At 43.6% G+C, this 21,895-nt stretch carries 20 protein-coding genes; 11 read left to right on the forward strand and 9 right to left on the reverse strand.

The annotated features are described in order from the left end of the window. Positions 1–4: 4 nt before the first annotated feature. Genes IEX62_RS04255 through IEX62_RS04270 form a run of 4 tightly spaced genes read right to left on the reverse strand, consistent with a single transcriptional unit; the run spans position 5 to position 7,550 of the window. Entirely contained in the window at positions 5–3,142 is a 3,138-nt protein-coding gene (locus IEX62_RS04255; RefSeq protein ID WP_188774185.1) for a type I restriction endonuclease subunit R, read from the reverse strand. A 56-nt stretch (positions 3,143–3,198) separates the two neighbouring features. Continuing rightward, positions 3,199–4,410, reverse strand: a complete 1,212-nt coding sequence (locus IEX62_RS04260; protein ID WP_188774186.1) for a restriction endonuclease subunit S — start codon at positions 4,408–4,410, stop codon at positions 3,199–3,201. Beyond that, entirely contained in the window at positions 4,400–5,923 is a 1,524-nt protein-coding gene (locus IEX62_RS04265) for a class I SAM-dependent DNA methyltransferase (RefSeq protein ID WP_188774187.1), read from the reverse strand. Before IEX62_RS04265 ends, IEX62_RS04260 begins: the two co-directional genes overlap by 11 nt. Further along, positions 5,898–7,550 carry a restriction endonuclease subunit S gene (locus IEX62_RS04270; protein ID WP_229685611.1) on the reverse strand — a complete coding sequence of 551 codons (1,653 nt, stop codon included), beginning with the start codon at positions 7,548–7,550 and terminating at the stop codon, positions 5,898–5,900. Before IEX62_RS04270 ends, IEX62_RS04265 begins: the two co-directional genes overlap by 26 nt. Positions 7,551–7,660: 110 nt before the next feature. On the opposite strand from IEX62_RS04270, the gene IEX62_RS04275 reads away from it, so the two are divergent. From IEX62_RS04275 to IEX62_RS04310, 8 genes are all read left to right on the forward strand, one after another. Beyond that, a complete protein-coding gene (locus IEX62_RS04275; RefSeq protein ID WP_506329714.1) occupies positions 7,661–8,266 on the forward strand; it encodes a KwaA family protein in 606 nt (201 codons plus the stop codon). 9 nt (positions 8,267–8,275) lie between these two features. Continuing rightward, positions 8,276–9,214 carry a hypothetical protein gene (locus tag IEX62_RS04280; RefSeq protein WP_188774189.1) on the forward strand — a complete coding sequence of 313 codons (939 nt, stop codon included), beginning with the start codon at positions 8,276–8,278 and terminating at the stop codon, positions 9,212–9,214. 24 nt (positions 9,215–9,238) lie between these two features. Beyond that, a complete protein-coding gene (locus IEX62_RS04285; RefSeq protein ID WP_188774190.1) occupies positions 9,239–9,448 on the forward strand; it encodes a KTSC domain-containing protein in 210 nt (69 codons plus the stop codon). A gap of 260 nt (positions 9,449–9,708) precedes the next feature. Then, complete coding sequence (locus IEX62_RS23685) at positions 9,709–11,463, forward strand: phospholipase D family protein (RefSeq protein ID WP_229685612.1); 1,755 nt, start codon at positions 9,709–9,711, stop codon at positions 11,461–11,463. A 317-nt stretch (positions 11,464–11,780) separates the two neighbouring features. Then, a complete protein-coding gene (locus tag IEX62_RS04295) occupies positions 11,781–12,368 on the forward strand; it encodes a TetR/AcrR family transcriptional regulator (RefSeq protein WP_188774191.1) in 588 nt (195 codons plus the stop codon). 6 nt (positions 12,369–12,374) lie between these two features. After that, positions 12,375–12,755, forward strand: a complete 381-nt coding sequence (locus IEX62_RS04300) for a DMT family transporter (RefSeq protein WP_188774192.1) — start codon at positions 12,375–12,377, stop codon at positions 12,753–12,755. Beyond that, on the forward strand, positions 12,743–13,057 hold the full coding sequence (locus IEX62_RS04305; RefSeq protein ID WP_188774193.1) for a DMT family transporter: 315 nt from the start codon (positions 12,743–12,745) through the stop codon (positions 13,055–13,057). The genes IEX62_RS04300 and IEX62_RS04305 overlap by 13 nt, the downstream gene beginning before the upstream one ends. 93 nt (positions 13,058–13,150) lie before the next feature. Next, the gene (locus IEX62_RS04310; RefSeq protein WP_188774194.1) at positions 13,151–14,104 is read left to right on the forward strand and encodes a 1-phosphofructokinase family hexose kinase; all 954 of its coding nucleotides are present in this window, start codon (positions 13,151–13,153) and stop codon (positions 14,102–14,104) included. A 3-nt stretch (positions 14,105–14,107) separates the two neighbouring features. Here the strand turns inward: IEX62_RS04310 and IEX62_RS04315 are convergent, their stop codons facing one another. From IEX62_RS04315 to mobA, 3 genes are all read right to left on the reverse strand, one after another. Further along, on the reverse strand, positions 14,108–14,314 hold the full coding sequence (locus IEX62_RS04315) for a hypothetical protein (RefSeq protein ID WP_188774195.1): 207 nt from the start codon (positions 14,312–14,314) through the stop codon (positions 14,108–14,110). Between the two features lie 400 nt (positions 14,315–14,714). Further along, entirely contained in the window at positions 14,715–15,383 is a 669-nt protein-coding gene (locus tag IEX62_RS04320) for a TorD/DmsD family molecular chaperone (protein WP_188774196.1), read from the reverse strand. Positions 15,384–15,596: 213 nt separating this feature from the next. Beyond that, positions 15,597–16,265 carry a molybdenum cofactor guanylyltransferase gene (gene mobA / locus IEX62_RS04325; RefSeq protein WP_188774197.1) on the reverse strand — a complete coding sequence of 223 codons (669 nt, stop codon included), beginning with the start codon at positions 16,263–16,265 and terminating at the stop codon, positions 15,597–15,599. 325 nt (positions 16,266–16,590) lie between these two features. On the opposite strand from mobA, the gene IEX62_RS04330 reads away from it, so the two are divergent. After that, a complete protein-coding gene (locus IEX62_RS04330) occupies positions 16,591–17,790 on the forward strand; it encodes an MFS transporter (RefSeq protein ID WP_188774198.1) in 1,200 nt (399 codons plus the stop codon). A 107-nt stretch (positions 17,791–17,897) separates the two neighbouring features. On the opposite strand, the gene IEX62_RS04335 is transcribed toward IEX62_RS04330, so the two are convergent. Then, positions 17,898–19,607: a glutamine--tRNA ligase/YqeY domain fusion protein gene (locus tag IEX62_RS04335; protein ID WP_188774199.1), complete on the reverse strand. Its 1,710-nt coding sequence runs from the start codon at positions 19,605–19,607 to the stop codon at positions 17,898–17,900. 199 nt (positions 19,608–19,806) lie between these two features. Here IEX62_RS04335 and IEX62_RS04340 point away from each other — a divergent pair, with 199 nt between their 5' ends. Next, positions 19,807–20,064 carry a DUF2164 domain-containing protein gene (locus tag IEX62_RS04340; RefSeq protein WP_188774200.1) on the forward strand — a complete coding sequence of 86 codons (258 nt, stop codon included), beginning with the start codon at positions 19,807–19,809 and terminating at the stop codon, positions 20,062–20,064. A gap of 90 nt (positions 20,065–20,154) precedes the next feature. Then, complete coding sequence (locus IEX62_RS04345) at positions 20,155–20,703, forward strand: GNAT family N-acetyltransferase (protein WP_188774201.1); 549 nt, start codon at positions 20,155–20,157, stop codon at positions 20,701–20,703. Positions 20,704–20,890: 187 nt separating this feature from the next. Here the strand turns inward: IEX62_RS04345 and IEX62_RS04350 are convergent, their stop codons facing one another. Further along, on the reverse strand, positions 20,891–21,604 hold the full coding sequence (locus IEX62_RS04350; RefSeq protein WP_188774202.1) for a hypothetical protein: 714 nt from the start codon (positions 21,602–21,604) through the stop codon (positions 20,891–20,893). Positions 21,605–21,895 lie beyond the last annotated feature (291 nt).

Here is a 21,895-nt window from a genome sequence, read left to right on the forward strand (position 1 = left end):
ATATTTAGTACTTAAACTCGTGCGCTGTTTCAGCGCTCATTAACTCTGCTTGATTAAGTACCATATCTACTGCCAATTTTTCCAGATCAGGTGGATATCCATATTTTTTTAGTAATCGTTTAACGGTTACCCGCATCTGCGCACGTACATTCTCACGCAGTGTCCAATCCACCGTAATATTGTTTTTAATTGACTGCATTAATTCGTGGGCAATCTGCTTCAGCATCAAGTCTCCCATAAGCGTCTTAGCTGATTCATTAGAAGCAAGTGCATCATAAAAAGCAAGTTCTTCAGCAATCATACCCGATTCGCTACCGCGTTGTACTTCGGTGTTAATATCCTTCGCCATTTGGATTAATTCTTCAATAATCTGTGAAGTTTCGATTGTTCGATTATTATATTTACGAATGGCTTCTTCTAACATTTCTGAAAATTTACGAGCTTGTACAATGCTATGCCGCTGAAATGTTTTGACTTTCCCTTGAAGAAGACGTTTTAGAAGTTCAACCGCCAAGTTTTTCTGTTTTAAACCTCGTACACTCTCAAGAAATTCGTCAGAGAGAATCGCAATATTTGGTTTTTGCAGACCAGCCGCTTCTAAAATATCAACAACCTCTTCAGAAATGATTGACTTTGAGATTAATTGATTCAGTTCAGCATCCAATTCAGATGGGGTCTTCTTCTTATTATCATCGGTAATAAGTTTAACAATTCCCGCTTTGACTGCTTTCAAAAAACCGATTTCCTCATTGACATTTTCCGCTGCTAATGTTGTTGCACAGAGCGCATAAGCTTTTGCAAGTTCTGCGACCCACCTCATAAAGTTTTGTTTACTCTCTTCGTTCAAGCCCAGTACATAATCAACCGTTTCGACTAGAGATTTCATCCGGTCAGAGGCACGTCCAGACTTAAACTTGCTATAATTATGCCCATGTAACAAGTCATGAATAAGATCCAATCGCTCCAGCATCGCTTCGACCGCTTGCTCAGTATCAATCCCGGCGTTTTCACGATCACTTTCTGTATACTGCTGTAATGCATCTTTGAGTAGCTCAGCAATGCCAATATAGTCAACTACCAGACCACCTGGCTTATCGCGGAACACTCGATTAACACGGGCGATTGCCTGCATCAAGTTATGTCCTCTCATCGGCTTGTCAATATACATCGTACTCATAGCTGGAACATCAAAGCCAGTTAACCACATATCACGAACGATAACAATCTCTAGCGGATCATTAATATCTTTCATTCGTCTGGCAAAATATTCACGGCGTTTCTTAGTACCAATATACGGTTGCCATTCTTGTGGATCACTCGATGTACCAGTCATCACAATCTTAATCTTGCCTTTATCATCCTCATCACTGTGCCACTCCGGTCTTAGTGCAATAATCTCCTTGTACAAATTGATTGCGATACGCCGTGACATCACAACAATCATCGCTTTACCGAACATGCCACTCTGGCGTTGTTCATAATGTTTGACCATATCAGCTGCAATTTTCTTTACACGTTTCTCTGAACCAGCTAGTGCCTCTAGGCGCGCCCATCTGGATTTGAGTTTTTCCTTTTGAGAAATTTCTTGGTATTCGGTGATTTCATCATAAGCGCTATCGATAATAGGGCGTTCACTTTCTGATAGTTCCAGACGTGCGACTCGGCTCTCATAATACACCTTGACTGTCGTGCCATCTTCAACCGCACGAGTCATATTATAGATATCAATATAGTCGCCAAATACAGCAGGCGTATTTTTATCGCTGAGTTCTACCGGTGTGCCTGTAAAGCCGATATAAGAAGCATTCGGTAGTGCATCCCGCATATATTTAGCATATCCGTATTTAATGTTGGCTTCATCCGTCTGCTGATTAACAACCAATTCAGCTTCAAAACCGTATTGACTACGATGCGCTTCATCGGCAATAACAATGACATTTTTCCGATCAGTCAATTCAGGAAATTCAGATTCGTCTTTCTCCGGGCTAAACTTGTGTACCGTTGTAAAAACGATACCACCTGATTCTACTGCAAGCAGTTCGCGCAAATGCTCCCGACTCTCTGCTTGTTTTGGTGTCTGACGCAGCAGATCAATCGATTGACCAAATGTTGCAAACAACTGGTCATCAAGATCATTACGGTCAGTGACAACTACAATTGTCGGATTGTTCATCTCCTGCACCAGCTTGCCTGCGTAGAAGACCATCGTTAGACTTTTGCCTGAACCTTGCGTATGCCAGATTACTCCAACCTTACGGTCTCCCTCATCTTGTGCCGCTCGTTCCGTACTACGAATTGCTTTATTGACTGCATGAAATTGATGATAGCCTGCCAAAATTTTGCTGTATTTGTCCCCGTCACTTTGAAACAGTACAAAGTGTTTGATCAAATCCATTAACCGCTGCTTATCAAACATGCCTTTGATCAGAACTTCCAACTGAGGCAGCGTAGGTGACGCAAGTTCCATCCCATCGATCGTACGCCACATCATAAAGCGTTCTGTATCCGAAGTAAGCGTACCTGCCTGTGCATTAATTCCATCGCTAATTACGAGAAAAGAGTTATACGTAAATAGCGACGAGATGCTATCTTTATAATTTTGGACTTGATTGTAAGCTTCTGCAATTCCTATTTCCTCATTTGAGGCACTTTTAAGTTCAAAAACGGCAATTGGAATGCCATTTATAAACACAACGATATCTGGTCGTCTCTCCGTATCATGTTCTACGACCGTAAATTGATTAACAACGAGGAAATCATTATCTTCGATTCGATCGGGTGTTGTCTCAAACAGCCAAATTTTGAGGGTCTGTGTTTCTCCATCCACATTGCGATACTGTACATCTACACCATCGGTAATCATCCGCTGAAAAGCACGGTTGTTGATCAGCAAACTGGGACTCTGCGGAATTTCTACGATCCGAACAGCCTCTTCAATCGCCTCACGCGGCGCATCTGGATTAATCCGGATCAGCGCATCACGCAGACGTTCACTCAAGATAATATCGTTATAACGCTCGCGCTCCGGATATTCGCCTTCCGGCGAAATCTCTGGTCCATAGCTCCAAGTGTAATTCAATTCTTGAAACCATTCGATTGCAGCTTGTTCAAGATCGCTTTCGGTGTAAGAAGCAATGTACATGGCGAACCTCCTTTGTTGTAGGTAGGGTGTAGGAATAAGAATATAAAGTAAAGCAATTAAGGTTGAATTGTCACTTCAGTGTCTTTTTCAACAGGGACGCGGAGTTCCCCAGACATGAGCTTAGGGAGAAGGGTGTCACGGAGGTTGACTAGGCTATCAATCTCATTAGATAAGTTAAAAATTTGTTTATCGATAAATTTAGCAACTTTTTCATATTGATTAATAACGCGCGCTATTGGATAAACAATTTTTATATTTTCAAGTTCTTTTTTTGTAACAGAATTGAAGATAGTACCTGATCCATATTGGTCTTCGCGGGCAAATATAGTTTTTAGTGAGTAAAAGAGATACGAATTATTCTCGGTCTTTGAATTTATGGCTCCTAAACCTCGACCAATTACCATATCACAATTTGCAATATTCAGCCTCCCCACAGGAGCACGCACACTTATCAAAACACTTCCTTTTTTTGCTACTCTTAAAAGTTGAGAGCTAAACTGATTATTTTTGGGGAATCTTATTCCATAATTCGTAACACCTTGATGAAATGGTAGACCATCCCCTATATTGTTATAAAATTCTGATTTAGGAGACTGCCCCATAGAAATCTCTGCGACCTCATAAATATTAGAAACTATCCACCCTTTTGGAATAAACCCTAACTCACTTTCCTCAAATTCTCCCCCACTCGATTTATAAGGTTCGCCGTTTTCATTAGGGAATTCGAAATCGATAAACCAACGTTTAAAAAGAGCTTGAGCTATTTGTTCGAGGTTTTTGTTGATGGCGTTGTTGAGTTCGATTTGCTCATCCAATACTCCTAGAATGTCTGATATCTTTCTTTGTAATGTAAATATAGGCCATTTAACTTTTAAAGGATGAACATGGTTTCTGTTTAAAGTAGGATTAGCAGAACCAACATTGTATTGTTTCATATCCAACGTTTTAAGAAAATAATAAACGAATTTAGGATCATTGCCTTTAAAATCCTTCACCCATAATGAAGTGTCATGCGGCCAATAGTTTTTATCCACATAAAACACAGTACCTAAGGTTCCTTTTCTGCCAATAATCACGCCAGGACCTTCTACTTTAAATTCTTTATGAAATCCAGTTATTCCACTCGAAGAAATAACAGGATAAGCGCCAACTCTAATTTTTTTTTTTGTAATATCGAATCCACGTTGTAAAGTTATCTGCTCGCCTATTGTACACTCGCTCCATTGAACAAAATCTATATTCTTACTTTTATCATAATCAAAACTCAAACCCAATCCCTCCAAGCCGTTTCCGAATCTCTTCTTCAAGTTGCCCTGACTTCGCAAATTGCTCTGCCAGCTCCGCTGTCAACCGTACCATCTTATCCTCAAACGGTTCGTTATCTTCTTCCACATCTTCAACACCAACATAGCGTCCTGGCGTTAAAATATATTGATGCTCTTGCACTTCCGACAGCTTAGCTGACTTGCAGAATCCTTTTACATCTTCATACTTACCAGCTTCTTCCTGTCCACGCCAAGCGTGATACGTATCGGCAATCTTTTTCATATCTTCTGCACTCAACTCTTTATGCGTCCGGTCTGCCATATATCCGAGTTTACGAGCATCGATAAACAAAATCTCGCCACGACGATCACGGAGTCCCTTTGGCTGTTTATTCTTTGTCATAAACCAGAGGCAAACCGGAATCTGTGTTGAATAGAATAGTTGCCCTGGAAGAGTTACAATGCAATCTACCAGATCAGCATTGACTAATTTACTGCGAATTTCTAATTCTGCTGTTGTATTCGTGGACATCGAACCATTTGCCAGCACAAAACCTGCTACGCCGTTTGGAGCTAGTTTAGATAAGATATGCTGAATCCAGCCATAGTTGGCATTACCTGCTGGTGGAATACCATAAGCCCAACGCGGATCTTCAAGCAGACGCTGACCGCCCCAATCGCTAATATTAAACGGTGGGTTCGCCAGAATATAATCCGCTTTAAGTGTCTTATGCAGATCGTTATGGAATGTATCTGCATTGAATGCGCCTAGATTGCTATCTACACCACGAATGGCCAAGTTCATTTTACATAGACGCCATGTCGTTGGGTTGGACTCTTGTCCGTAAATAGCGATATCACCAATTTTCCCTTGGTGTTCTTCTACAAATTTCTCACTTTGTACAAACATACCACCCGAACCGCAGCATGGATCATATACGCGTCCTTTAAATGGTTGTAACATTTCGACCAATAAACGAACAACACTTGATGGCGTATAAAACTCACCCCCGTTTTTGCCTTCTGCACTCGCAAATTTACTTAGGAAATATTCATATACTCGCCCAAGCACATCTTTCGAGCGACTATCTTTATCTCCGACTTTGAAAGAGAATAGGTCGATCACTTCACCCAGTCTTGTTTTATCTAATGTCGGACGTGCAAAATCTTTGGGTAACACACCCTTGAGCGAAGGATTTTCTTTTTCAATCTGAACCATAGCATTATCGATAATACGTCCATTCTCTGGCTTTTTCGCATTGTCTTGGATATAATTCCAACGAGCTTCTTTCGGTACCCAAAACACATTATCCGCCATATATTCATCTCGATCCTCTGGATCGGCATTAGCTATAGTCTGTAACTCAGCATACTTTTCTTCGAATGCATCCGAAGTATATTTCAAAAATAATAATCCTAACACCACATGCTTATATTCCGAAGAGTCCATGCTACCACGTAACTTATCCGCCATACTCCACAATTTTTCCTCAAAACCGATATTCGCCGTTGCCATATAAACGCTCTTCCTCCTTGTTTGAATCACTTAGTACCGCTTCGTATAATTCTTTTTTTTGATTTTCCCACCGATTCGTAGCTTCAGTAACCACTTCAGTATAACGCTGCTTTTCCAGCCTGTATCGATCGCTAAGTTCCTTTTGTCGTTCCTTAGAGAGTAATGGAATCTCAATCTCACTCACATCTGAAGGATTCAAATTCATCACTGTCGTTCCTCGTTGAAAGCTCTGAATTAAGGTAATACCTAACGGACTTTCTAAAAATATTTTGGCATAATAACTATCAATCACTTCCTTGAAACGAATCACAATAATATTGGCGGAAGCGATCACAAATGAATTACTCGAAGGGAATACAGCTAATTTCGTTTGTGTCCCTCTACAGGTTATTACAAGATCCCCTTCTTCTATCTGATATCTTTTTAATTTGCGCTCTTCTTCATCTATTGTCTCCATTTCTTCCATCAGCACTTCGCCATTATCTAAATTAGAGATATTAAGAACCGATATAGCACCTGGTCGCAGGTCATTTTTGAGAATCGATTTACCTCGGAAAATATCAGTAGCTGCCTCTTTAAGCTTGATCTTAGGTATAACGGACTGTTGAAAAGCAGTTAATGTACCTCCATTCTGTTCCAACAGCAGATCAATCCGCCAATCTTTCAGTTGATTGAACGCCGCTGAAGTAAGACTAATCATCTTCTCTTCAACAAGTTCTCCATTGGTTAGCACAAGACGTCCTATCCGTACTTTTTGTTCAATTTCGCTACCACCCAGCAACAATAAATACGTTTTGATCGATGTAACTGGGCGGAAAAATCCTTCTGGCAATGTATAGATTGCTCTGACTGGTGTATGCTCGTTAACATTTCGCCGCCATGTACTAATGTCTCCCGACTGGAACATTATTCTAGCAGGCAATACAGCAGCTAATGTTCCTCCTCGATTTAATAAAGGGGACAAATGATGAATTGCAGCTATTTCGCTTTCCCGATACGTTAAGGAATCATCCTCCAACTTAGAGCCAAATACCGGAACAGTGAGAATAGCATGGAATCTTTGGCTTAACGGAAGAGGTTGATATAAAGAACCTTGAACAATGTCTACTTGCTCATAGTCTGCAAAAGCTGTTTTAAGCAGCCTGCCTAGTAGGTAGTTTTCCGTAAGTAATACAAGTTGCAGTTTGAATTTTGATTGTTTTTTGTACAATGATAATCCCTCAAGAAACTTTTCTGATTCAGCAATCAGAACATGACCTTTTTTATGACCTACTACTTCATGAATAAATGTATTAAATATTTCTCCATATACCTGCATAACTTCAATCGCTCGATCCTGGCGAAGTGTTTGAAAAGCGTATTCTAACAGATCTAGGTTTTTCCCTACATGATACATTTCAAAAAACATTTCTCTGTCTCCCGGGAAATGACCTAACTCAATATTACCTACAACATTCTTCATCTCAGTAAAGAGACGTTCAGGACTTTGTTCAAAAAAATTACGTTCTGACGCAGGTAGCTTCTCTAGAACTAATTTCATTTTCGCTATACGTGTTGCTTCACGTAGTAAGTGGTCCCGCGTGTTCAGACCGTAGCGTGCACATAAATTCCAGAATGTTTCAATCAATCTAGCACCTCCTCTTCCCTTCTTTTCTTCCCATTTCAAATTATACACTTTACATTTTAGTATTTCAATACTAGAATACAGTTCAAGAAAACTAAAATTAAGATTGAGAGGTGAATAATCTGTTTTATGGAACTCGGTTATTTTATGACTTTCTTTATTTTGTTACTTCTATGTCCCCTGCATATCTGTTGTTTTTGCTACAAATTAACCACAAATTCAATCAACCCTTTGATCGGAGTATATTGGGCTTTCAAACTACCATATACATGTGGTGTGGTTTTTTACTCGCGTTCCTGATCTTAACTGCTTTATTTTTGAAACATTTACTTTATAAGCAATTTCAAAGGGGTAATGGAACCCCAGTCACAGATATCGATTTGCATCACTTCTCCAAAAACAATATTGCCGAATCAAACGGCAGCGTGACTTCATTTTTGCTTGGGAATATTCTTCCAGCGATTCTAGTTCTTGAACATTCGCTTTTTGAAGCCATAGTTTTGTTTATATTGCTTCAATTTATTATCTTCATTTTAATAAAGAAATCTTCTGACATTTTCCCTAATATCATGCTTCTACTACTCGGAGTTGATCTTTGTAAAACAAAGCAAGGCCATTATGTATTCATTTTTGCTGGAGCTGATCATGATGCGGCATTCGTGTATCAGATTGGGGATGCCGCAAAATCAAAGACTTATATTACAGCATATAAGAAATGAGGAACTAAGATGACTTTACAAAAAATTTGGGTATGCACTTCTAAAAGCTCTAGGCTTCATCGAATTTACCTTCTTCAAACCGATGGTACAACAAGAACTGCTATTAGAGAATGTTTTGAAGAAGACCTTAGCTTGCACAGAGATAATGAGACATCAATGGTCAAGCTAGATGGTAGCGCTCTGATCGACGACATTCCATATTTTATTCCTTTGAGCGATATTGATGAGGAGGAATATTTATATGCATTCAAAGAAAAGGTGGTCGAGATTTTGGATAATCAAGCTTGTAATGTGATCCACTTCTCTAAAAACCCTTTCGCTACTCAAGAAATCAAGGATTTTGAAGAAAATGAAGCGATCAAATTTATTATAGCTCAATCAAATAATTCACTTTATTTCCTCCAAGTCCCAAGTACATCTGTAATCAAACATAAGCTAGTTCTTTCAATGTCGATTACGGCAAATTCAACTTCTTTGATCGTACCCAAAGGCATTCAGGTTCCTTACACAGTGACCGCCAGATTAAATTGTTCTGATCGGACGCTTTTTGTCTATGACGTTAATAAATTTGAAAGTATGCTGACGCTGAATGAAAATCAAAAAATGAAGTCACAGTTGACTCTGGATAAGTTTTTAAATGGACACTTTAAGATTTCAACTGAAGACTACACGTTTACAGGTTTAGATGCTCAGGAAGTTCGTAGTGAACTGGATAAGAGCATCCGAGCTACAAGGAGACTTGCGAAATATAAACCCGATCAAGTTCAACATTCCATTACTAAAATCAAAGAGGCTGTTGATCGCTTGGATGTTAATTTGAGAGTGGCGTTCGATGACAATAATCGCACTATCCATATTACTGCTGAGACAGCTCGAACTTTTGTCGGGATTATTCATAACAGTATCGTGGAGAGATTAATCTCCGGTACAATTGAAATTGCAATCTAATATACATTAAAAGGAGTACTTTAAATGAACTGGACTCATGTATCTTCTTCACATATTAGCTCTATTGCTTATGACGACAAATCAGCTTCTCTTTATGTAAGATTTCATGATGGCGCAACTTATATTTATTATGATGTTCCAGTATTTATATACGATGGTCTACTATCTGCTGCTTCTCACGGATCATATCTAGCAAGTCGCGTGAAAGGGGTCTTTCGATATAAGCGGCTATAATTCATATCAAACGCCCGAATTCAACTCAAATATTCGGGCGTTTGATTTTTAAAACTTTGGAAATATTGATTAGATTCATATTCTATTATGTAATCATCATTCAATATATATTTTTTATTGCCGATTGTTATTTATCAAAGCAGTTGGTTGCAAAAGATTCATATATAGACATCTAGTCTATATATTTGCTAGGCTGGTCGCTCAGTAATTTTTATGCTTGTGCCAGTTAAGCTTGTGTTAATGGAAAGGAGCTACCGCTCATGAAAGCATTCCCCGAAAATTCCGCACCTATTCATACATCACGTTCCAGCAAGCATAAGCGTAAAAAGGGCTGGCGGTTGCCTGTTATCCGTATTATGCTCGGACTGCTCGTTGTCTGGCTGATCGCCGTTATGCTGTATCAAACGCACAAGCCACTCCCAGCAGGTGTCTCGTATGAAAGTCCGCTTTATACGGTTGATCATGTAAATTTTTATTATGATCTGACGTATCCAGCACCCGGTTCAGGCGATCGATTTACCCAAAAAAGGCATATTTATGACCGGATCTTGCAAATGGTCGATGAAGCCGACCGCTTTATCGTGATCGACATGTTTTTGTTCAATAACTATGTACATAAAGGTCAGGAGTATCCGAAGCTCAGCGAGGGGCTGGCTGACCATCTCATTAAGCGCAAGCAACAGCAGCCGGATATGCAAATTGTGTTCATTACAGATGAGGTGAATACGAACTATAATTCTGGCCCTAATCCACTGCTGGAGAAAATGCGTCAGGCGGGAATCAGCATCATCATGACCGATGTTGATCCATTGCGGGATTCTACTCCTGTCTATTCAGCGGTGTGGCGTACCTTTTTCCAATGGTTCGGGCAGGCTGGAGAAGGTACAATTCCGAATGCGATGGCAACAGGCGGACCAGATGTGACATTCCGCTCCTACTTGAAGCTGATCAATGTAAAAGCGAATCATCGCAAAGCCGTCATTACCGATCATAGTGCGCTCGTATCTACCGGTAATGTGCATGATGCGAGTGCCTATCATTCCAATGTTGCCTTTGAAATGCAGGGGAAAATTATTGGCGATCTGCTCAAGGCAGAGCAGGCGGTAGTTGATCTATCCGGTTATCCGGTAAAGCTACCGACGTATACACCGCCCACCAAAGCGATCGATACGACATCCGATACCGATCAGGTCACCGCGTCTTCGGATACGAAGGAAGCCGCGGCACCATCCAATTCGTCTAACGCAAATGGCAATACGAATGGAAATGGTAACGAAGCCAATAGGGAGCGCACTACATCAGCCGCTTCCTCTGCGTCAGCTACATCGGGAGCGCATTCTTCCCGTACAACGAGCAATAATAACGATGCCACAACCACGGATGGAGCGAATAGCAACACAGATGCGTCTACTTCCGATCCGATTCAGCTTCGTTATATTACCGAAGGCAAGGTATACAGCCGTTTACTAGAAGCGATCAATGATACGAAAAAGGGTGATACGCTATGGATGGGCATGTTCTATCTAGCCGACCCGGAGGTGACCAAGGAGCTACTCGCAGCTGATCAGCGCGGTGTCACGATCAAGCTTATTCTGGACCCGAACCAGAATGCTTTTGGACAGGATAAGATCGGTATTCCTAATCGTCCTGTCGCCGCCGAGCTAAACGAGAAGTCTGGTGGACGAATCGGCATTCGCTGGTATAACACCACGGATGAGCAGTATCATACGAAGCTGATGTACATCCATAAGCCTGATGGCAAAGACCTGATTATCGGTGGTTCTTCCAACTTCACCCCACGCAATCTGAAGGATTATAATCTGGAAAACGATCTGTGGATCAGCGCATCGAATCAGAATCCGCTCATGCTTGAGGTGAATAGCTACTTCAATATGCTGTGGAACAATGATGGGGAGCAATATACCTTACCGCTGAGCATGTATCAGGAGCAGACCACATGGCTCAAAGACATCGCATATCGCTTACAGCTGATTCTTGGATTTACTACGTTTTAAAGTTAACGTAGTCATCGTTCACCCTTTTCACCCTATGACAACTATCCTTCATCCACAGAGAGGTCGCTCCAATGACCTCTCTATTTTCATGTTAAACGAAAGCAGGGTGTTTCTTCATCCACCGCTGTGTGGAGATTAGGCACTACTCTCTCATACACCACTTCCTTCTATAGACTGGCTCGCAAATGATATAGCCACTTATATAGCCCCCTGTTATTATTCATACTTCTCATTAAAAGCCATTCAAAAGCACAGGGTTGACTTTAAAATTCAATTGTTTTAAGATTTACCTAACGACCGTTAGGTAGGTGTGAATAATGAATGTAAAACAGCAGTTGCTACAGATTGGACTTTCCCATTTTGCTCGTGATGGTTATGAAGGAGCTTCACTCGCCAAGATCGCAACCGAAGCAGGCATCAAAAAGCCATCGATCTATGCGCATTTTAATAGCAAAGCAGACCTGTTCATGAAGGTGCTTCATCGTGCTTCGCGTGTGCAACAGCATTCGCTCAAGCGTTATATGCTGGCGCATCATCACCATACGCTGGAGTATAAGCTACATGGATTGCTGGAGCATATGCAGGAGCTATATCGCTCTGATGATACGATCAAGTTCGTGATGCGCATGTCCTTCTTCCCACCCAAGGAGCTGGAGCATGAAGTGATGCCGCTCATCTATCACATGCTGGATACGATGGAAAATCAACTGGTGCGACTATTTGAACATAATCTGCATAAGGAAAATTTAAATTGCTCCGTATCGGCTATGCAAGCGGCGCGAGCTTATCTAACCTGTGCGGATGGTATTTTGCTGGAGGTTTTGTATGGTCAGGAGCAGCGCTCAGTCCAGCGACTGGATGCGACCTGGCCGATCTATTGGAATGGAATTATTGGAAAGGGGTAACACCGTATGAATCGCAATTGGCTTTATGTATTTATTGGCGGACTGATTGAGGTTGTGTGGGTATCCGGGCTGAAGCATGCCGCTACAGCTGGAGAATGGACATTAACCGCTATAGGTATCGCGTTTAGCTTTTATCTGATTATTCAGGCATCGCGTCGTCTGCCTGTTGGCACGGTCTATGCTGTTTTTACTGGACTTGGTACAGGAGGTACGGTCGCGGCAGAGATGATTATTTTCGGCGAACCGATCCAGTGGACGAAGATTGCACTTATTTTACTATTACTCGCTGGTGTAATCGGCTTGAAGCTTGTTACGGATAAGGATCACAAAGCAGAAGCGAAGACAAAAGCAAACACAAAGGCAGGTGAAGCATCATGTACTGGCTGAGTCTTGTGATTGCTGGCGCATTTGAAGTATTCGGCGTCATCTCGATGAATCGAATTATTCGGCAGCGCTCATTCCTTAATCTGTTCATGATGGTGATCGCGTTTGTCGGAAGCTTTTCCTTCCTGACGATTGCCATGAATGGCATTTCGATGGGAACCGCTTATGCAGTATGGACAGGAATCGGAACAGTCGGTGGCGCATTGGTGGGCATGCTCATGTATAATGAAGCAAGAAGCGGATTGCGCATCCTGTTCATCGCGATGATTATTACGTCCGCAGTGGGCTTGAAGCTTATTGCGTGACGATCCGTCTGTCGTTTACTTATACAAACGGCAGCATAGATGAAGTAAACGCCAATCCAGCAATGACTTTCGCAGGTTGAAGGAGTAGTTGGCATGATTACGACAGTAACACTGAATACGGCACTTGATGTTATTTATCAGGTGCCTTCCCTGCGTCCAAATACCGTTCATCGTATTGAGGATGCGATTACACTACCAGGCGGCAAGGGCGTGAACGCCGCACGCATCATCCAACAATTAGGTGAGCCCGTTACGGCTACCGGGCTGATCGCCGGGCATAATGGACGCAAGCTGGTGTCCTTATTGCGGCAGGAGCAGGTCGGTTGCCGATTTACCGAAGCAGAGGGCGAGACCAGGCTCGCGATTACCGTTCTCGATCAAAGCCGCCGCACACAAACCGAGCTGATCGAGCAAGCTCCAACGGTTACGGCTGAACAGCTGGATCTGCTGGAGCAAACCGTTGCGGAGCTGGCAGCCTGCTCTAGCTGGGTGCTTTTCTCCGGTAGTCTGCCCCAGCATTGTCCACCTGATGTGTATGTACGACTGATCGAAATTGCACGTCGCAATGGAGCAGGCACCGCGCTCGATAGTAGCGGTGAAGCATTGATGCACGGTATGAAAGCAGCACCGTATATGGTAAAGCCGAATGAGCAGGAGGCCTGTGAATGGGCAGGTATCGCACTGGATAGCAGTAATCGACAGGAACGTCTGCATCAGGCGCTCACCGCGATGATGGATCATGGTATCGAGCTACCCGTGATCTCGCTTGGCGCGGAAGGTGCGATTGCAGCGGAACGCTCCACCGGCTCCTTTTACCAGATTCGTGTGCCGCGTCTATCTATTCGCAGTGCACTCGGTAGTGGAGATGCGATGATGGCAGGCATGATCGTCTCTGCCAGTCGTGGGGGTTCGACCCGTGCGATGCTACGACTGGGTACGGCATGTGGCAGTGCATGTGCATTGCAGCCTGCCGCTGGCTGGATCGATAAAGATGATGTGATGCAGATCGGTAATGCTATTCAGATCGAACAATCCCCTGTAGCCTGAGGCTCAGGGGATTGTTGTTGTGGTTCGTGCTGCAAAGCGTACGTCCATAAAAATCTCACCGGTTTGCTGATCGCTAACGACAAAATTAATCTCCTGCGGGACCAGTTCCTTTAGCGCATACTGTCTTGCCCAATCGAGCGAAGGGAATTCCCTCGTCCGATCACATGATCTGACGATGATCTTTGGCAGTATCTCCCTGTAGTGGCTCAAGGTGCAAACCTCCTTTATTACTCCATTAGACTATTTATGCTAAATTGAATCCGCTTACAAATAATTTTGTAACGATTTGCAGAATTATTTATATTCATACAGTAAATTATTATGTTTGGGATTATTAGAAGCTTAGAACGAGCAGGCACATGAAGTTCTCTTGCTCGCTGCGCTGGCTAACCAAGTTGCTCATACATAAGAAGCGCTCGATGACTATCTTCATGATCGAGCGCTTCCTTATCATCGTATAGCTTGCTTATATTGGATGATTGTATAGCTTGTCTATATTGGTTGAAAAATCGAATGCACGAACACGATCGATTGTTGCTCTTATACGTGCCAGGATCATAATTGAATATGAACATTCATGTACTCATCCATGTCTGCTAAAAGCCTACTCTCACGCATGCTCATGCAGCTGAACAGCATACTGCCGCAGATCGTCCATATCCTGGCGCAAATAATCGTACAACATCGTGCCCCATTGCTGATAAAGTGAACCCGGTGCAGTCTCAGCAAGCCATGTCCCCATCTTATCTGTCCAGACGAGCAGATAATGCTCGATAAAATCAAGCTGCGCCTGAATGACCGCCGCCTGCTCTAATGGACGCTCCTCACTCTCTGCCAGACGCTCTGCTAGCAGAGACATGAATTCCAGCTCGATTCCAATATGATCATCCGACTCATGCTCCATCTTTTTAAAAGCAATACCTGCGCGTGCATAGACCGAATTCAAGATTGCCTCGTATCCACAGCGTTCCTGCCCACCACATACATAATGCGCAGCACGCAGATGCTCTTCCCTCTGATCTGCGCTCAGCAGCCGTTCATATGCTGTCGCATGGTCTGTCGCCGACTGAATAATTGTAGCGAGTGGTGTCTGTTCCAGTTCAGACAGCAGGGAATACGAGCGAGCAGACAGCTGCCGAATGCGTCCGGCATCCCGGCGCCATTCGATCAGCTTGGACAGGGTTGGCTTGCGCTGTAGCATTTCACTTAACAAACGATACGTGATTACCCGACTGTACAACCAATCGATGCTCATTTTCACTTCCGTATTCACTGCCATCTGAAATACACTCCTTGTGATTTTATTCACTACCATAATGATGGATGTGCGTTATGATAGTAATCAGCTTGATAAATAATACTTATCATACTGCCTGATCCAACTGTATTGCGTGGTTGTGTTTTTGCTTACTTATATTGTAACCGATATCACAAGCGATATGGGCATTTTGCCTATACGTTCATAAAATGGTCATAATGCCCGGCAGATCGCTTAATTGCCGGGCATTTCTTTTAAAATATGCATCCGTCTTGCTTGCTCATAGGCTTCTGGATCATTCATGTTGTAGAGGCACCATGGCGTAATATCGCAGGATTCTAGGAATTCATCCTGACTATCAGGCAATTGTCCTTCTAGCGGTATTTCTCCCAGATTATGCTGCTCCACCCAATTCATCACTTTAAGCTGTTTGTGCTCCAATGCGTTCTTGAGTGCTGGCATTGCTGTGCGATGATAGACCGCATACAGCGGATGCATACGATCCTGATACGTAGGTACTACAGCCTGACTGAGCGGAATTCCAATTCCATCTCCATGCATGTCAATCGCTATTTCCAACATATTGCGCATTAAATCCACACTGCTAAATGGCATATCACAAGCTGCGACGAGATACCACTCTGCTTTGATATGCTTCATTCCGGCATAGATGCCTGCTAAAGGTCCATATCCTGGGTACTCATCGGCAGCTACTGGCAAATTCAGAAATCGATAATCGCCCTCATTCGCTACCGCCAGACAGACATCAGGTGTGCATTGCAGTAATGTATCTGCCACACGCTGAATGACGGGCTTGCCGCCGATATCCAGCATCGCCTTATCCCTACCCATGCGGCTAGATTGCCCACCAGCCAGCAGAATCCCTGCTATCTTCTGCTTCATATGTCTTCCTCCTCTCGAGATAAGATGCTTCCATCATCTCGGTTATGTTGTATGTACGCTTCTCTCTTTAATACTTTGATCTTGAATACATTCCCTGTATGTATAGGTATGTCTGTTTCTACTTCTAGCCCCTCACCTGTTCATTATACATACAGCACCATCCTATAGTCCAAAATGAAGGACGAAAATGCACACGCTCACAGTTGCTATTTCTTTTGTCACTTCTCCAATCCATAGTTAGGTGAAATTGGCTGGAAATGGTTTGTATCCCCTTTCAACAAATGATAAAGTGAACTAAATGTCGCCTTGAAAGGATTGTCGTCTCTTGAGCTCTATACCTTCTAAATCGCCTTTTCTCACCCTTCGCTGGTATACGTTTTTCATTTATGGAACGATGGTGATCTTCACCAGCTTCTTTCAGCTTTATTTGCAAGATATCGGCATGAGCCAGAGCGAGATTGGCGCATTGATGGCGATCGGACCCTTTGTATCGCTATTTGCGAATCCATTCTGGGGCTATCTCGGTGATCGGATGCAAAATGTGCGCTTTGTGCTGCTTACGATGATGATTGGTACACTTGTGCTCGTACAGATCGTCTTTAATGTGGAAAATTATACGCTTATTTATATTGTGATGACCTGCTTTTTCTTTTTTCAAACACCGATGTTCGCGCAATCGAGTACATTGATTCTGAACTATATCGATGGAACCCCGTATAAATTCGGCGGCTTCCGATTGTATGGCTCGCTCGGATGGGCGCTGACAGCCGTCGTTGCTGGGCCTGTCATTGATCAGCTGGGCGTACCTCGAATCGGGATTGTGTTTACCGCGCTCCTGCTAGTCGCTATTCTGCTCATGCTCGTATTGCCACCGCAGGAGCGTTTGTCCGGTGGTGCTGCTCCGATCAACTGGACAACATTAAAGCAGATCGGCAGCAATCTGTATTTTATCGGCTTTATTATACTGGGCGTGCTGGTCGCAATTCCCAATATGATGAACAGCACCTTCCTATCGCTGTATGTGATCGAGCTGGGCGGATCGAAAAGTATGGTCGGATGGGCAGTATTCGCTTCGTCTATTTTTGAAGCCGTACTATTCCTGCTATTCGATCGCTTTCTACGTAAAAAGGTGTCGTTTATGATCGGCTGGCTAGCGATTGTGAGTCTGTTGTTCACGTTCCGCTGGCTGCTAATGGCAGAAGCAGTGAGTCCAATACAGGTTATTTTCATCCAATTGCTGCATGCCGTGACGTTTGGCGGTTACTTTTACGTTGGAACACAGCTAACGATGATGTTCGTACCGAATGCGTTCCGCAGTACAGGGCAGGCGCTGTATACGATGACATGGAGTGGTGTCTCGGGCGTGATCGCTGGCTTTCTCGGTGGGTGGCTATTCCAGAACTTTGGGTCGGAGCAGATGTATCTAGCTGGGGTGGCATTGTCGCTGGTAGGGTCGATTGGTTTTGCATTGATGTGGCTGAATGTGCGGCGAACAGGGTATCAGCTGCCTGATGAAGAAGGATAAATGTAAATAAAAGGCGCTATCCCCTCAGGGATAACGCCTTTTTGTTTATCATGAGCGTGAAAACATCATGCTCACTCGGTTATGCATAGAGATTAATGTTAGATATCTTATGCCTTTGGCAATTTGAACGAGCTCTTCATCGATACGACCAGATTGAAAACAGGATCGCCTGGCATTGTGTATTTTGGATCAGCGCTGAAATAGCCGTGGCGGAAAAATTGGTAACGATCAAATGCAGCGGTATCTTTCAAGCCTGGCTCGACGAAGCCATGTACGATTTCGAGCGAGTTGGGATTGATCGAATCCAGGAATGTTTTTTCTGGAATCTCATCTGTACCACCAGCGGTTTCTTCAACCAGCTCTTCGTCTTCTGCTTTGATCAATGGCTCGTACAGACGGAATTCAGCTGGAACGGCTTGAGAAGCTTCGACCCAGTGAATCGTACCTTTTACTTTACGAGCATTGAAGTCGCTGCCGCTCTTCGTTTCGATATCATATGTGCAATGAATTTCGACGATATTGCCGTCTTCATCCTTGATAAAGTCATTACATTTAATGAAGTACGCATGCTTGAGACGAACCTCATTGCCTGGATACAGACGATGATACTTCGGTGGTGGCACTTCCATAAAGTCGTCCTGCTCGATGTAGATTTCACGTGAGAACGGAATTTGGCGAACACCCATTTCCTCATTCTCCGGATTGTTCTCAGCATCCAGCATTTCCACCTGTCCTTCTGGATAGTTGGTAATGACAACTTTGAGCGGACGCAGTACACCCATCGTGCGTGGAACCTTCAGCTTCAGATCCTCGCGAACGAAGTGATCCAGCATTTGCAGGTCGATGATGCCCTGACTTTTCGAAATACCTGTCTCATATACAAAGGAGCGCAGCGCTTCCGGTGTGTAGCCGCGACGTCTTAGACCGGAGATCGTTGGCATACGTGGATCGTCCCAGCCATCAACGATATTCTCATCGACGAGCAGCTTGAGCTTACGCTTACTCGTAAGTGTCTGTGCGACATTCAGGCGACCGTATTCATATTGATGCGGCTCCGCATCAACTTCACACTCACGGATCACCCAGTCATAAAATGGACGTTGATCCTCGAACTCCACCGTACAGAGAGAGTGCGTGATCTTCTCGTATGCATCCTCCAACGGATGAGCGTACGTATACATCGGATAGATGCACCATTTGTTACCTGTATTATGATGCTCCAGATGAGCAATACGATAAATAACCGGATCACGCATATTGATGTTCGGCGAGCCCATATCCACCTTCGCACGCAGTACCTTTTCCCCGTTACCAAACTTGCCATCACGCATCTGGCGGAATAGCTCCAGATTTTCCTCTACACTGCGATCACGATACGGGCTGTTCGTGCCCGGCTCAGTCAGTGTGCCGCGTGTTTCACGGATTTGATCCGCGGTTTGGTCATCTACATAGGCAAGGCCTTTGTTGATCAGCAGCTCTGCTTTTTCGTACATAAAATCAAAATAGTCGGATGCAAAATATTTGCCTTCCCACTCATAACCGAGCCATTTTACATCTTCTTCAATGGCACGTACATATTCATCGTCTTCCTTCGCCGGGTTCGTATCGTCAAAACGCAGATGCGTCTTACCACCGAACTCATCTGCCAGCGCAAAGTTCACCCAGATTGCTTTGGCATGACCGATATGAAGATAGCCGTTCGGCTCCGGTGGGAAACGGGTCACCACTTTGTTGACCTTACCGGACTTCAGGTCGTCGGTAATGATTGTTTTAATAAAATTAGAAGGAGTCAAATTCGAGTTCTCCACACCTATCAACCTTTCATCGTTCAGTTTCTGTTGCGAATATATCTATTATAACGGTTATACAGGCATAGGCAAGGCAGTTCGCCTCTTCTACCCGATATGATACCGTATACAAGCCGATCAGGACGGGACTTGCGACTTTTGACGACTGATCTCGAATACGATAGCATAGACAATAAAATGCAAACCTATGCAGGAAGGAGCGTGCTCGATGAAGCCGACGAAGCTACCACGTGAGACACGTGAAACAATGATTGCGAACATTCAGCAGTTTTTTGAAATGGAGCGCGGCGAGACGATTGGCGAGCTAGCTGCCGATCAGGTGCTGGACTTTATGATGACGACGATTGGACCGCATGTGTACAATCAGGCGCTGGCAGATTGCCGTACGCTGGTGAATGAACGAATGGCAGGAATAGAAGAAGATATTTATGCATTGGAGCAGCGTCCTCCTATGCGACCTCGTTAATGCTAACATGTACATACAGATGTGGAGCGATTCACGCTATCATCTTGTCGGCACTGGCATATACCTTTACAGAAAGAGAGGACAAGCTGCATGTTCACTTACATATTGGATGAAGAAACCGAGCTGCGTCCGCTGGAGCCAGCGCATGCACGACATATTTACCAGCTGATCGATCAATCGCGTGCGCATCTGCGCCAGTGGCTACCCTGGGTCGACTCGACCACCTCACTAAATGCAAGTGAAGACTTTGTACGTGCCAGCCTGACACAGGCGATGGAAAATGGCGGCTGGAACGCGGGCATCTGGTACAAAGGGCAATTCGCTGGAATTATTGGATTTCATGAGATTAACTGGAATCATCGCTCGGTTGGCATTGGCTACTGGCTGGGTGAGCGATTTCAGGGCAATGGGCTGATTACGTCTGCCCTGCGTGCGATGCTGGACTATGCGCTCATTGAGCTGAATTTGCATCGGGTAGAGATTCGCTGTGCGACAGGCAATAAGCGCAGTCGGGCAGTACCGGAGCGGCTTGGTTTTATTTTGGAAGGGATTATTCGGGAGGCGGAGCTGCTGCCAGCAGGTTATGTGGATCATGCGGTGTATGGCATGCTGCAGCAGGAATGGAAGCTGAAGCGGTAGGGTGTGCCCCATATTGCTGTTTGTAGCTTATGTGCTTTCGCTTTATTTACTCGTGCTTCTTCATTCTATCTATACTTCTTCATTCTATCTATAATGAAAACACCACGTTCAGGCGATGAGTCGCTGGAACGTGGTGTTTTTGCAGTAGCAAAGCTTTAGAACTTAATATGATTAAAATGAATACTGATTATTCGTTAGGAATATCCAGACTTTTAGCAACTTTTAAGAGCACTTTCTCATTCTGATCAAAAAAGCTTTGTGGGACGTTAGCGTAAAAATGATACTCTACGTCGTCTTTTGACACATATACCATGTCATATAGAATCTTGTTATCTTCTTTACCGATTACAAGTGTACCCTCTTTGCCATTATTAAAAGCAACGCGTTGTCGCTGTACATGGTTATCCTCATTATGATATGGATCGGATACGTCCTCCATATAGTTGGAAGCATAGACGCGAATATCGATGTCCGGATTGCCAACATACAGTATCTTCCCATCCCCATTGTCTGCCTCCTCGCCGGCTGTCCATGTCGCAGGATAAGCAATGGAATAGCCATAACGACTATTTACATAATGATAAACGGCTGGCTGCTGAGTATCTGTTGCTGGAACTGCTTCCTTTTGGGTTGAGTTAGAATCGGTAGATTCCGTGGGTGCTGTTGACGCTGCTTTATCAGAGGTAGCCATGTCTGGCGTATTTGACATCTCCTCTGCCAGATCAGAGCTCGACTCTTCACCATTCTCTGGAGTATTGCTGTTTGTATCAGCGCTGTCTGCTGTAACCGATTCTGCTGCCGATGTATTTATGTTCGACTTGTCTACAGGTGCCGTGTTGGAGCAGGCAGCACACAGTGCGATTATAGCGAACGCTGTACAGGTTAATAGTATTCTCTTCATATTTCTTCTCCTTTTTACTTATGTACTTTACACTGTTCATTACCTTTGCAGTCTAGCTTCGCATGATCATAGATGGTTTATTCCAAACATTTATTACTTTTATAGTAATAGTATATGTAATAAGATACATCTTTGCATGTTTGGAATGCTTAGCTATATATGTTCTTCTACCACAAAATAATGTTAAGACATTACGATAATACCCTGTACAGAGTTTGGAAAGGCAATTTCCTCTATATACATGCAAAAGCTCGGCTTTAAAAGCCGAGCTTTAACTGATTTGCTATTCAA

This window comes from Paenibacillus hunanensis (assembly GCF_014645615.1).
In the GTDB taxonomy this organism is placed as follows: domain Bacteria; phylum Bacillota; class Bacilli; order Paenibacillales; family Paenibacillaceae; genus Saccharibacillus; species Saccharibacillus hunanensis.